This is a genomic window from Ezakiella massiliensis, assembly GCF_059862345.1.
On the sequence record NZ_JCBCEO010000006.1, the window covers coordinates 18,648 to 30,605 of the forward strand.

Annotated in this window: 15 protein-coding genes; 2 read left to right on the forward strand and 13 right to left on the reverse strand. The window is 39.2% G+C overall.

The window, feature by feature from the left end; genetic code table 11:
* Positions 1-800 precede the first annotated feature (800 nt).
* From AC6FXG_RS07665 to AC6FXG_RS07725, 13 genes are all read right to left on the reverse strand, one after another.
* Positions 801-959: a hypothetical protein gene (locus tag AC6FXG_RS07665; protein WP_157884914.1), complete on the reverse strand. Its 159-nt coding sequence runs from the start codon at positions 957-959 to the stop codon at positions 801-803.
* A gap of 1,051 nt (positions 960-2,010) precedes the next feature.
* The gene (locus tag AC6FXG_RS07670) at positions 2,011-2,589 is read right to left on the reverse strand and encodes an S-layer homology domain-containing protein (protein WP_500572223.1); all 579 of its coding nucleotides are present in this window, start codon (positions 2,587-2,589) and stop codon (positions 2,011-2,013) included.
* The gene (locus AC6FXG_RS07675) at positions 2,586-3,377 is read right to left on the reverse strand and encodes a metallophosphoesterase (protein WP_500572224.1); all 792 of its coding nucleotides are present in this window, start codon (positions 3,375-3,377) and stop codon (positions 2,586-2,588) included. Before AC6FXG_RS07675 ends, AC6FXG_RS07670 begins: the two co-directional genes overlap by 4 nt.
* Positions 3,374-3,976 (reverse strand): P-II family nitrogen regulator, encoded by a 603-nt coding sequence (locus tag AC6FXG_RS07680; RefSeq protein ID WP_500572225.1) that lies wholly within the window; start codon positions 3,974-3,976, stop codon positions 3,374-3,376. Before AC6FXG_RS07680 ends, AC6FXG_RS07675 begins: the two co-directional genes overlap by 4 nt.
* Positions 3,977-3,978: 2 nt before the next feature.
* The gene (locus tag AC6FXG_RS07685; protein WP_500572226.1) at positions 3,979-5,406 is read right to left on the reverse strand and encodes a DUF1538 domain-containing protein; all 1,428 of its coding nucleotides are present in this window, start codon (positions 5,404-5,406) and stop codon (positions 3,979-3,981) included.
* Between the two features lie 15 nt (positions 5,407-5,421).
* Positions 5,422-5,964, reverse strand: a complete 543-nt coding sequence (locus AC6FXG_RS07690; protein WP_099951239.1) for a chromate transporter — start codon at positions 5,962-5,964, stop codon at positions 5,422-5,424.
* On the reverse strand, positions 5,957-6,478 hold the full coding sequence (locus AC6FXG_RS07695) for a chromate transporter (protein ID WP_500572227.1): 522 nt from the start codon (positions 6,476-6,478) through the stop codon (positions 5,957-5,959). Before AC6FXG_RS07695 ends, AC6FXG_RS07690 begins: the two co-directional genes overlap by 8 nt.
* On the reverse strand, positions 6,465-7,127 hold the full coding sequence (locus tag AC6FXG_RS07700) for an aspartate/glutamate racemase family protein (RefSeq protein ID WP_500572228.1): 663 nt from the start codon (positions 7,125-7,127) through the stop codon (positions 6,465-6,467). Before AC6FXG_RS07700 ends, AC6FXG_RS07695 begins: the two co-directional genes overlap by 14 nt.
* Positions 7,124-7,348, reverse strand: a complete 225-nt coding sequence (locus tag AC6FXG_RS07705) for a DUF951 domain-containing protein (protein ID WP_075574514.1) — start codon at positions 7,346-7,348, stop codon at positions 7,124-7,126. Before AC6FXG_RS07705 ends, AC6FXG_RS07700 begins: the two co-directional genes overlap by 4 nt.
* Positions 7,348-8,187 carry a mechanosensitive ion channel family protein gene (locus tag AC6FXG_RS07710; protein WP_500572229.1) on the reverse strand — a complete coding sequence of 280 codons (840 nt, stop codon included), beginning with the start codon at positions 8,185-8,187 and terminating at the stop codon, positions 7,348-7,350. Before AC6FXG_RS07710 ends, AC6FXG_RS07705 begins: the two co-directional genes overlap by 1 nt.
* Positions 8,184-8,744, reverse strand: coding sequence for a sulfurtransferase-like selenium metabolism protein YedF (gene yedF, locus AC6FXG_RS07715; protein ID WP_500572230.1), 561 nt, complete (start codon positions 8,742-8,744; stop codon positions 8,184-8,186). Before yedF ends, AC6FXG_RS07710 begins: the two co-directional genes overlap by 4 nt.
* Positions 8,745-8,754: 10 nt before the next feature.
* A complete protein-coding gene (locus tag AC6FXG_RS07720; protein ID WP_500572231.1) occupies positions 8,755-9,789 on the reverse strand; it encodes a hypothetical protein in 1,035 nt (344 codons plus the stop codon).
* Entirely contained in the window at positions 9,786-10,397 is a 612-nt protein-coding gene (locus tag AC6FXG_RS07725) for a HutD family protein (protein ID WP_500572232.1), read from the reverse strand. The genes AC6FXG_RS07720 and AC6FXG_RS07725 overlap by 4 nt, the downstream gene beginning before the upstream one ends.
* A 168-nt stretch (positions 10,398-10,565) precedes the next feature.
* On the opposite strand from AC6FXG_RS07725, the gene AC6FXG_RS07730 reads away from it, so the two are divergent.
* Positions 10,566-11,138 carry a xanthine phosphoribosyltransferase gene (locus AC6FXG_RS07730; protein ID WP_500572233.1) on the forward strand — a complete coding sequence of 191 codons (573 nt, stop codon included), beginning with the start codon at positions 10,566-10,568 and terminating at the stop codon, positions 11,136-11,138.
* A gap of 359 nt (positions 11,139-11,497) precedes the next feature.
* Positions 11,498-11,812, forward strand: a complete 315-nt coding sequence (locus tag AC6FXG_RS07735) for a hypothetical protein (RefSeq protein ID WP_500572234.1) — start codon at positions 11,498-11,500, stop codon at positions 11,810-11,812.
* Positions 11,813-11,958: the final 146 nt, after the last annotated feature.

Sequence of the window (11,958 nt, forward strand, 5' to 3'; positions counted from 1 at the left end):
GCAATTGATAAAATCTTTTAATGACTGTTGATCTTTACTTATAAAACACAAACGCTAAATTATTTTAAAACTTCAGACCTATATTTATCTTGCAAAAATTACTTGTTTGGAAAAATCACTGATATTTATGAATCCACCCTAATCTATGTTGTTAAAACAACATAGATGTTAGTTGTAAAGAAGACATAATTTTATCATGTAATTTGTAGAGGCAAGTGTTAAAGTTTTTCAAAACTCATAGTTGTGCAATTTATAAAAGCAATCGATATTTTTTTCAATATTTGTTGGTCTTTAATTACAAAAAGTAAATGTAAGAAACTTTCAAAACTCACAGCCTCTTACTTTCTAAAAACAAACGTTAAATTAATTTCAGAACTCGCAGCCTTTTAATTTGTTAATGTCAATTCTAAAATTTCTTCAAAAATACAGTCGAGCAATTTATAAACAGCAATTGATAATTTTTTTCAATGATTCTTGGCCCTTACTTATACAATTAAAATATTGAAATAATTTCGAAACTTTCAGGCCTTTATCAATCTTACAATAATATTTGTATGGAAAAACAATAGATATTTATAAATTAATGCTGATCTATGTTGTTTTAACAACATAGATATCATCTTGCAAAATGTAAATGCTAAAGATAAAGCTTTTTAGTGCTTATTTGTCTTTAATTACAAAAAGCAAATGTAAAAAACTTTCAAAACTTGTGCCCTTTCACTTGCAAAATAAAAGCGAAAAAATATTTTCAAAACTCTTCAACCAATAAAAAAGCCAATCCCCACGGATTGGCTAGGTTATTAATTTAAATAGACTTTAAAGCCACGTCTCAGGCCACTTTCGACATAGTCGATTGTGATGTCCTTTGGTATGCTGGCATAAAGTCCTTCTTCGATAACGAACATGTGGCCTTCAACAAAGACATACTCATCGTTATCCCTCTTCTCATCCGGGGCCACGCCCAGGACAACTCCACTTCAGCAAGCGGACTTAATATATAAACGCACAGCCTTGTGATTAAGCTGGTTGAATTTTTCCCTTGACCCTTGAGTTAATTTTATTTCCATAGAATTAACCTCCTCTCTATTTCTTCTTCTTCAATATTCTACCCACTCAGACAAGTAATTAACCAGGGCAAACTTATTTTTATTTTTATTTAAGAAAAAATCTAAGTCGCCTTTCAGTCGAGATTTGTTAAGTGTGTTTTTCTTTTTATAATCTTTTGATAATAACTATTCTATACTATATTAACAACTAATATCCATGTTGTTTTTACAACATAGTTATTGATTTGAATTCATATTAATCTGTTATTTTTTAGATATTTATTTTGCAAGATAAATAAATATGATAGGCTGTCTCAACAACTATTACCCATGTTGTTTTAACAACATGGATATTATTTAGTCACACCAATCTGTGATTTTGTCTCAACAAGTTTTTTTACAAGATTAATAAATGTCTGCGGTATTTTTTCAACAAGTGTTAGTCAAGCAACTATTGCTTTAAGGCTACACAAAGTTTGTGAGTATTTTACAATAAAAATTTTTACAAGTTAAATAAATATAGTGTGCTGTTTTAACAGCTACTATCCATGTTGTTTTAACAACATGGATATTGGTATGAATTCATATTAATCCGTGGTCTTTTTTCAACAAGTTTTTGCAACATAAATAAATATCTGCAGTCTTTTTTCAACAAGTGTTAGTCAAGCAACTATTGCTTTGAGGCTATACAAAGTTTGTAAGTCTTTTACAATAAAAATTTTTACAAGTTAAAATCTTTACAAAATAAATAAATACGCTCTACTGCCTCAACAGCTAATATCCATGTTGTTTTAACAACATGGGTATTGGTATGAATTCATATTAATCCGTGGTCTTTTTTCAACAAGTGTTTGCAAGGTAAATAAAAAGGCTCTATGTCAAATGTTGGGGAGTAAAACCAGCAAATATTATACAGCTAATAAAAAAGTTGTGGTCCCCCACAACTTAAACTTTAATTCCCAAATTAATAACCGTATTTGTCGAAACATTTTTTAAGTAAAGCGCACATTTCCTCCCGACTAATTGGGTCCAGGGGCCTCAAATTATTTTCTCCATCCCCCTTGATGATCCCGTCGTGGATGAGGGCGGCTATGCCAGCTTGGTTGTGCACAACCACTGCGTCCTTAAAATGGTATTCGGTTTTTTCATCGGAAGTCCGCTTGTAAATGCCAGCCAAAATCCTAAAGGCCTCTGCCCTGATGATTTTTTCATTTGGCTCAAAGACCCCAGAATTTTCAATGAGGCCTGCACCGACAAGTTTTTTCAAGGCCGATCCGTACCAGGCATCGACCGGCACGTCTGTAAAATTTAATTGGGCTTCCACTTCTTCATCCATGAGCCTGCCCATTACAGCCACAAATTCTGCATTTGTAATATGGCCCTCAGGTCTAAAGGTCCCGTCCTTGTAGCCAGTAAAAAGTCCGCGGTCGCTGGCCCAATCTATATATGGCTTAGCCCAGTCGTCTTTGACATCTGAATAAGCCAAGACGCTTGTGGCTAGCATGCTCATTATTAATAATGTAATCAATATTTTTTTCTTCAATTTTTTTCCTCCACATCTATAATTAAAAATTCTTTTGGATTGTAAAACCTGGGCACAAATCCATAAATTTTATCAGTAGATCCCACATTTACATAGATTTTTTGTTTTTCATTTAATTCATACAAGCCTTTTTGATAAACTTTTTTGCCCAGCCAGATTTCTCCACCCGGTCCAACAAGACCGCCGATAAATGGCAGGCGAAAGTGGCCGCCGTGATTGTGGCCAGACAAGATCAAGTCAAAGCCCTGATAATAATCTGCGTACTCAGGCCGGTGGGCCAGGAGAATATTGTATGAATTCTCGTCCAAATTTTTATGATAGGCCTCCAGCTTTTCAAAAAAATTGTCTTTGTTCTTGTCTATATCGTCGACCCCGTATATTGCAAATGAATCGATCACTTGCGGCGAATTATCGTCCAGCAAAATTACATTATAAGAAGGCAGAGCCTCCATTATTTCTTTGCAATCGGCCCGCCTGTGCTCGTGGTTACCGGTCACATAATATTTTTTAACGGACCTTGTCCGTTCTAAAAATTCCCAGGCGGTTTTATTGTCGCCCTTGTCGTCAAAGATATCGCCAGTTAAAAATATGGCGTCCACATCTGCGACTTTTTCTATTAGTTTGTCCAAATTTTTCCGACCTAGCTTTCCGTGCAAGTCAGAGACCTGGGCAAATTTGTAAGGCCTAGAATTTTTGCCTGCTGTAATTTGTAAGTGATTTTCCTTGAGTCTCAAAGAATAAATTATTCCTAAGCTTACAAAGGCCACCACCAGGTAAATTAAAATCATCTATTGAAATTAAAGCCAACTGCATCGGTTACCGGCATGGTAAAGATTACGCCCTTGGAAGTTTTTTCCAAATCAAAGGCAGTGTTTATGGCGTCGACTATGCCGTCTTTTTTCTCTGGTCTGGTGACCAAAACTATAATATCTTTTTCAGGTTCGATGACCATATCAAAGATAGCCACTCTTTTTTCTATACCGCTACCCCTGCCGTGGAGGACTGTAGCTCCACTGCCTCCTGTCTTTGCAGCTACTTCTATAACATCATCTGCAAGTCCCCTATCGACTATTACATAAATTGCTGTTGCTTCCATCTTGTCCCCCCTTTGAAATTTACTATCGGTTGCAAAACAAACTCCCAGGCCGCCGTTTTCGAAATGAAATTTTTCTCTGGCCAGGTTTTTTATTGTTTCCGTCTCGTCGCGGTTGCCAAAAACCCATATCATCTCCATGGTTTTTTCTTCCAGGCCCAGGCTCTTTAAGATCTCGCTATTGGCCGTTCCGCTAGCCCGTACAACTGAATAATGTTTTATGCCAGCCAATCTCATTTTTCTAACAAATTTTCTCGACTGGTCTTCTCTAATTATAATTTGATTTAAAAACATACTTACCTCTTTTTAGCATATATTAATCCAAGTAGCATCAAGCTTACCACAGGTGCCATCGCAACAGATGCGATTACACCAAAACCATCTACCAGCGGATCTGCATTGGGCGCAACAGTTGCTGCCCCCTGCATCATTGATAGGGCAAAGGCCGTTGTCATTGGCCCAGACGCAACCCCTCCCGCATCAAAACTTATACCTACAAAAAGGTCGTCAACCTTTCTAAAGAGCATTATGGCTATTAAAAATCCCGGAGCCAAATACATCCACAATTGAAAGCCTCCAAAGTGGATCCGCATGGCCGAGAGCATAACGGCTGAGCCAACTCCGATTGACAGAGCTGTTAATACATATTTCCCGTTTACAGAACCACCTGTTACATCTATGATTTGCCCAACCAAGGATTGGACTGCAGGTTCCGCCAGGACTATCATAAGTCCTGTCAAAAGTGAAAAGATTATAAAAAGTGCCGGGCTCTTTACATATAATGCTGTTCCGAGGAAAAAGGCCATGTCCGAAAAGCCCATGTTTACGCCTATTAAAAATAAAATCAGGCCGATGTAAGCATAGAGCAAGCCCTTCATAATCCTAGAAAACTCGTTTTTGTTTACCTTCATCTTCCAGGCATTAAAAATTAAAAATATTATGGTAATGGGCAGGGTCGCCAGAGTCGCCTCTTTTAAAGCGGCCATAAAAACTCCACCGCCAGTAAGGGCCTCAGCTGCTGCCTCTGTCCCTTGGCCAACCGGCAGGATTAATCCCAAGATCAAAACTGCTGCGATCGGTCCGGTCGAGGCCATGCCTACCAGGCCGAAGCTGTATTTTTCTCCCTTATCTGTACCCTTTAATCTGGAGAGTCCATATGCCAGCGAGAGGAAAAAGGGAGTGGTTAGTGCCCCCGTGCTGGCCCCACTTGAGTCGAATGACAAGTTTCTCATGGTTTCGTTTTGCGTAAAGAAAAATATAAACATGACCAGGTAAACGCAGGCCAAGATTTTTTTGATGGATAGGCCCTTCAAAATTCTGATAAAGCCAAAGCCAATCATAAGGCCAACGCCAACGGAAATTAAAATCAAAAGCAAATAGGCATTAAAACCCACGATTGATTCGACATTTTGCGAAAAGACCATGAGATTTGGTTCTGCAATTGTAACTACAAAGCCCAGCAAAAATCCAAACAAAAATGTTAAAGTTGCTTTTGTTATATACTCGGCCATGCTTCCAAGGTGAACGGCAATCCTCTCTACGCCCAGGCTAACGCCCGTCAAAAATAAAGTAAGCCCGGCTATCAAAACCATGGAGGCCAAGACAAAGCTCCTGATCATTTGAGCCTGGGTGTCCACTATAAAAAGTGCAGCAATAAGTACCATTATCACAATTGGAACCACGGCCCTTATTACTTCTTTGAAATTTTTTCTAAATATATTCATATTTCACCCCTTTGCTTACAATATATCCATCAAAATTCCAGCCACAAAGCCTGTTAAAATAATAAAGGCCGGATGGATTTTGGGCAATTTTTCTCTGATAAAAAAAACTAAAATAAAAATCCCCACAAGTAAGTAATTACTAATAGCCTGGTTTTTGAAAAGTCCGATTAAAATCGGAGCCACAGCCGCCAGTATAAAACCCAAACTCATGGGCTTTAGATAAGTCATAATGGATTCAACATAAATGGAATCACGATATTTATTTATAACCCTTGCTATTAAAATAATAATTATAAGCGATGGAGCAACCAAGGATAAAGTCGCGACCACTCCTCCCCAAAAGCCCTCGACTTTGATGCCCACATAGGTGGCCATGTTAATGCCAATAGCTCCTGGCGTCGATTCGCTCACGCCTATCATGGTTAAAAGTTCTTGGTAGGTAAAAAATCCGTATTTGTTTCCAATTTCCACTAAAAATGGAATGGTGGCCAGGCCTCCGCCAACCGCAAAGAGTCCTGCCTTAAAAAATTCTATTATTAAAATTAAAAAATTATCCAAAGAACTTCACCTCGAGTGCAGCGATTATAGCAGCCCCAATTACAATTAGGGGCAGGCTGACTCCGGCCAGGGCCAGTCCCATTGAAACCGCCATTAAAATCACGGCCTTGATGGAAGACAATTGCTTTTTGGCCATGCCGTAGATGGTCTGCAAAATTAAACCAACGGCAACCGTCTGCACCATGAGGCCGGCGTAATGAAATTTCTCTCCTATTAGTTCTATAAAATTAAAAATACAAAAAATTATAATAAGGCTTGGGGCTACAAAACCCAAAGTGGCTATGATGGCCCCCAAGACTCCACCGACCTTGTAGCCCACAAAGGTCGTGGTGTTAATGGCGATAATGCCAGGAGTTGCCTGGCCAATGGCATAGTATTCCAAGAGTTCATCTTCACTTGCCCACTTTTTATTTTCGGCAACCTCTCGGGTAAGGACGGGAATCATGGCGTAGCCGCCGCCAAAGGTCGAGATCCCAATTTTAAAAAAACTTACAAATAATTCAATAAACTTCATCAATAACCGCCCTTACCAGGGAATCCATGGCGTCAATTATCCGCGGGTCATCAAATTTAATCAGGCTAAGCTCAGTGCAGGCCAACAAAATCTTGGCACCTGCATTTAATTTTTCTTGGATCATAGCCTTAAAGTCAGGAAAGTTTTCTAGTCTAGCCTCTTCCCCCGCCTTTATCCTGTAAATTGTCTCCATAGACAAATCTTTTTCCGCTTCCGTGAGCTCGATTAAATTTTTCTCTGCTTCTGCAATGGCTTTCCTATAAATCCCAGTCTTGTAGGTCCCCCGTGTTGCAAGCACGCAAATATTATCGCCTGCATCGTGGACCGCCAAGTCGACCATATTTAATATTTTTTTGTCGGTCATCTTTTTAAAGTCATCCATAAAATAATGGCTGGTATTGCATGGAATTGCAAAAACATCTGCTCCCCAGGCTTCCCCCAGTTCAAAGTGACTTTTAAATCTGGCCAAGAGGTCCTTGTCATCACCAGTTAAAATTGCCTGGGTCCTATCCGGCATGAGATTATCGGAAATCAAAAGCGTTTCAATATGGTCCTGGTCAGTCTTGGCTGGCGAGGACAAGATTATCCGCCTGTTGAATTCGCATGATGCCAGGGGTCCCATGCCGCCGATTATGCAAAGCTTCTTCATCTTTCAATCTCCTTTGATGTACGCAGAGACACCCACTTACCATCGTGCAAAACCTTTCGAACAGAGCCCACAAAGTCAAAGCGGGTCATAAAGAGTTCCCGCTGACAATTGGTGCACCTGAGTTTTATATCCACACCGGTCTTTAGGATTTCCCATTCGTTTTTGCCGCAGGCGTGGGGTTTTTTCATGGTAACTAAATCGCCCACATAATATTTTAACATTACTTCTCAATCCTTATATCTAAATTATTGTGAACAACGCCAATTCCCGCCTGGGTCAGGGCATCGTAACCAGTCAGACGCATAAGGCGTTCGATCCTCCACTGGTCGCCGGGAATTGTCTTGCAAAGAGCAGTTATAATCACGCCCTCTGGTAAAATATCCGTCGCTTCTAAAATCGCCACAGGTTCAATAACTGCATGGTCAGAGTCGACAGCCTTTGGCAGGACGTCTTTTAAAATTTCTATGGCCTGGTCCACACTGGAATCATAGGCAATAGGAAATTTTACCAAGGCCCTTTGAATATTGCGATTGCGGTTTGTAACCACGCGGATCTCTCCGTTTGGAATCACGTGGAGCTCACCGTTAAAATCGCGAATAGTCGTCGTCCTTAAAGCAATATCCGTAACTTCCCCGTCCTTGCCAGCCACAGTAACATAGTCGCCTATGGCCAAAGAATCTTCAAATATCAAAAACACACCACTAATAACATCTTCAACCAAGCTTCTGGCACCAAAGCTGATTGCAAGTCCACCGATACCGGCGGTAGTAATAATGGCAGATGTGTTAATACCGAACATCTTCAAAGTTGACAGGAGCCAGGTCAAGAGGATAACAATCTTAAAAACGCTCCTGATCAAAGAGGCCAAAGACTTGACCCTCTTGGCATCCTTGCCGTGAAGCCTGTCCGTAGATTTTTTTCCTATCTTATTTGCAATAAAGCCGGCAAGCTTTACAAGTATCTCGGCTAAGATAAAGGTTACAAGCGCAACCACTATCTTACCCCAGACATTCAAGCCGCCAGCCTCATGCATAAAAATAGATTTTATTTTATCTATCATATTCTAATTAGGTGTCCTGCCTGTGCCATTTTTTCGTATATATCGTACATATTTGTAATGCCGCCTACTTGAACATCTTCTTTTAGGTGGAAGAAGTCAAGACATAGGCCGCAAGCGTTAATATTTACGCCTTCTTCAGCTAATTTCTTGAGGTCGGCCAAAACTTCTGAGTTTGAAGTTACAAGCTTAACTGCTGAGTTAAAGAGCAAAATTTCCTTTGGCTTGTGGACTGCTTCAGTCAGTGTGTAGATGAAGGACTTGATTAAAATGTGGCCTAGCTCTTCATTATCGCCCATGTGGTCTTGGGAAAAAGCAATTACCAAATCTTCGTTCTTGGCTGCTACAAATCCAGCTCCTTTTTTGATCTTTACAGAAAAATAATCTTCTATGGTTTCAACTTCTGCACTTGCTCCCAAGCTTTCAGCTAGTTTTTTGAGGTTGTTAACTGCAACTTCGTTGTCTACTAGTGTTTCAATTTCCTCTACTTCTGCCTTGTCCAATTCTTTTTTTGTTAAAATTACTGGTTGTGGACATAAGAGTCCTCTTGCATCAATCATCCTTTACCTCCTAATAAATTAAAAATCCATTTCTAAATTCGACAACAATCCTGCCGTCGTAATGAATTCTTTCTATATCCCGCTCCGTTTCAACAGAGCTGATTAGACCATCGTCGCCCACCACTTTAAACTCGCGGCCACCGTAGATCACAAGCTCCTTGTCGAGCTTGTAAATGTGGTCCAAGCCAGATGATGGGACCTTTTTAATGGCGTTTAGACTATCATCCATAATAATAGTCTCCCCATCTGCGATTAAAATATAATTTTTATTTATCTTTTCCATGCCATAGAAGTCTTCGTAAGTCCGCCTAGCGTCAACCTCGCCATTTTTGATAAGGATAACCTCCTTGTCAGTGACCAAGATGTCGCCGCCCGAGGATTCAAAAAGCCTGAGGGGCACGTAGCCAGACAGTTCAAAAAGACTAGTGATTTCTTTTTTTGTATTGACCTTGGAAAAAAGTGAGCTCAAACCGTTTTCAGTCCGCCTTAAACTCAAAACCTTGAAGCCGTCCTTGGTCGGGACCAAATCAATGGACGCGTCCTTGGACAAAAAGCTCAAATAAGGATCCAAATTGTCATCAAATACCCTGGTTTCAAAATTGAGCCCATCATCTGAATACAAAACTATTTTGTCGCCAATTTCTCTTAGGCCATTGATATTATTTATGGGTTCAGATTCCATAATCAAATGATTTTCGCTATCGATAATATCCATAGTCTTGGACTCGTCGTCTACAAAAAATATATAGCCGCCTGCCCCCATCATCTTAGCATCATCAGCGGTTAAAACCCGTTCATACAAAATATTGCCGTCAAAATCCATGGCTGACATGTGGTTGCCGTCCAAGATAAAAATCTTCCCATCCACCACATAGCAGTAATCCTTGCGGGGAGATTCGATGTACTTGGCCCGACTTTCCTCGGCCTCGCGATTTTTCCTCATCTCGTACATGGATACAACATAATCGCTGTTGATATACAAGAAGACGCAAGTTATCAAAATAAACATGGCCAGGGCAAAAAATATCAGCCTACCTAACTTCATAAGGCCACCTTACCAAAAATAATGGCGCTCTCTGGTCTTGTCTCATCTTCGTCGTCATCGTCAGAAGCACTTGCCAGCCTTGGGCTAATTTCAAAGTCATACTTGCCATCTGGAATCATAATAAGAAGATCATCCTTTTTAAGGCCCACTTCCTTACCCTGACATTTTAATTGTAAATCATCAGCCAAGGAGTAAACAAACAAAATCTTGTTTCCTACAAAGTCATCCTCCACAATAAGCTTATCAAAAAATTTCAAAACCTCCATCTTGGCCTGGAAATCTTCGGATGCTAGCATAGAAAAAACCCTGCCAGCGTCCATTGCCACGATGTCTTCATCAGCCATAAACCTAAAAGTCGTCTTGGCCTTGATAAGCATCTTTGACCCCTTATAATTAATGGGTAGATTCTTGTCAATAGGCACCAAAAAACTCTTCATACCAGGAAACTTTTCAAAAGCCTGACCCTCTTCCCTAATGTCAAAGCGGACAAGCCTAATCTTAAAATCCTCTTTCTCCGAGGACCCGCCAACAGGGTAGACAAAAAAATCATCTGCCACCCCCCAGTCATGCCTAGTCGTATTAAAATTATCTATCTTAAAAAGATTCATATCTCTTCTAATCCTCCACATTTATTTTATCACAAGCGCCCCCAATATTCAATAAAAAAGCCCCGGCCAGGCCAATAAAAAAGAAAATATAAAAAGAAGAAAAAATAGTAGCAAACAACTTGCAATTTATAGGGAGCTATTGTAAAATACAAGAAAGGTGGTGAGAAAATGGAATTGTTAAAAGAAAAAATATTAAAAGAAGGCATAGTAGAAGACGGAAACATCTTGCGTGTCGATAATTTTTTAAACCACAGGCTGGACATAGAATTTATAAATGAAATCGGCCTGGAACTAAATCACATGTTTAAAAACAAGGGCATCAATAAAATCCTAACCATTGAATCATCAGGAATCGCAATTGCGACAATTGCAGCCCAATACCTGCACGTGCCCGTAATCTTTGCCAAGAAAAACACCCATGTAAACCTACCAGAAGAGGTCTACATTGAAAAAGTAAATTCCTACACAGAAAAACAAGATAAAAATATAGTCGTGGCCAAGAAAATGCTCACGCCCGACGATAAAATCTTAATCATAGACGACTTTTTGGCCAAGGGTAACGCCCTCAAGGCCCTCATTAACATGGTAAATAAAGCCGGCGGCGAAATCAAAGGCATAGCAATAGTAATCGAAAAAGCCTTCCAAGGAGGCGGAGATGAAATCCGCAAGATGGGCTATGAGGTGACGAGTTTGGCAAAGATTGCCTCTATGAAGGACGGACACGTCGAATTCCTCGACTAAAATTTGTGGTTAAAACGGCGATATTCTCGCGAAAAAATATACGACGAATGCTCATGCCCACAAGGGGCAATCCCATTCGCCGAATGTCCACAATAAAGTGGACGCTACATGGCTACAAATATATCCGTTCACTAAAAAGTATCATTCGCAAAAATTCTGTGACTCACGTTTTTTTCATCTAATTATCCTCCTGAATTCATGTATAATGGTAAATATTAACCTAACAAATTATGTAAAATGTAAATAGAATTTAAAACTAAAAAAAATAACGCGTAGCGTTGTAGAGGCCGTGGTTAATCCCGGCCATATTTTTTTAGTATCATTTGTAAAAAATTATGTAAAAGGATGGAGATGTTAATATGGAAAAAACCAAAAAAATGCTGGCCTATTGGCTTATAATAATTTTTGCATTTTATATCCTGCCACTCCTTATTAAAGATACCGCAAGCGGCATGTTGATTTTGTTAATTGGAATTCCAATAATTTCTTTCCTCGTTTCATATGTTTATGGAAGAAAAAATTCCTTTAATTGGCTATTTTCAATCTTTATTATGCTGGCATTTATCCCAAGCATATTTATCTTTTACAACGAAAGCGTAGCCATTTATACATTAGTATACGGCATTCTTTCAATAATTGGTCAATTTATAGGCAATTTAAGAAATGAAAATTAAAGCTCGTATAGATTTATTTAAATATATAAAGGTCCTAGTTATTTACTAGGGTCTTTTTTTCTACAAATTTAAGGCACTATGAAGATTTTTTTAATTTTATTTATATAAAAACCCCTTGCTTACTTATCAGTATTTAAAGGGGTAAT

Excerpts from the sequence above, each read along its gene's own strand:
- AC6FXG_RS07700 (WP_500572228.1), bottom strand. The coding sequence starts at position 7,127 with ATGAAGAAGCTTTGCATAATCGGCGGCATGGGACCCCTGGCATCATGC.
- AC6FXG_RS07695 (WP_500572227.1), bottom strand. The coding sequence starts at position 6,478 with ATGAAGTTTATTGAATTATTTGTAAGTTTTTTTAAAATTGGGATCTCG.
- AC6FXG_RS07680 (WP_500572225.1), bottom strand. The coding sequence starts at position 3,976 with ATGTTTTTAAATCAAATTATAATTAGAGAAGACCAGTCGAGAAAATTT.
- AC6FXG_RS07710 (WP_500572229.1), bottom strand. The coding sequence starts at position 8,187 with ATGATAGATAAAATAAAATCTATTTTTATGCATGAGGCTGGCGGCTTG.
- AC6FXG_RS07725 (WP_500572232.1), bottom strand. The coding sequence starts at position 10,397 with ATGAATCTTTTTAAGATAGATAATTTTAATACGACTAGGCATGACTGG.
- AC6FXG_RS07685 (WP_500572226.1), bottom strand. The coding sequence starts at position 5,406 with ATGAATATATTTAGAAAAAATTTCAAAGAAGTAATAAGGGCCGTGGTT.
- yedF (WP_500572230.1), bottom strand. The coding sequence starts at position 8,744 with ATGATTGATGCAAGAGGACTCTTATGTCCACAACCAGTAATTTTAACA.
- AC6FXG_RS07675 (WP_500572224.1), bottom strand. The coding sequence starts at position 3,377 with ATGATTTTAATTTACCTGGTGGTGGCCTTTGTAAGCTTAGGAATAATT.
- AC6FXG_RS07705 (WP_075574514.1), bottom strand. The coding sequence starts at position 7,348 with ATGTTAAAATATTATGTGGGCGATTTAGTTACCATGAAAAAACCCCAC.
- AC6FXG_RS07735 (WP_500572234.1), top strand. The coding sequence starts at position 11,498 with ATGGAAAAAACCAAAAAAATGCTGGCCTATTGGCTTATAATAATTTTT.
- AC6FXG_RS07720 (WP_500572231.1), bottom strand. The coding sequence starts at position 9,789 with ATGAAGTTAGGTAGGCTGATATTTTTTGCCCTGGCCATGTTTATTTTG.
- AC6FXG_RS07730 (WP_500572233.1), top strand. The coding sequence starts at position 10,566 with ATGGAATTGTTAAAAGAAAAAATATTAAAAGAAGGCATAGTAGAAGAC.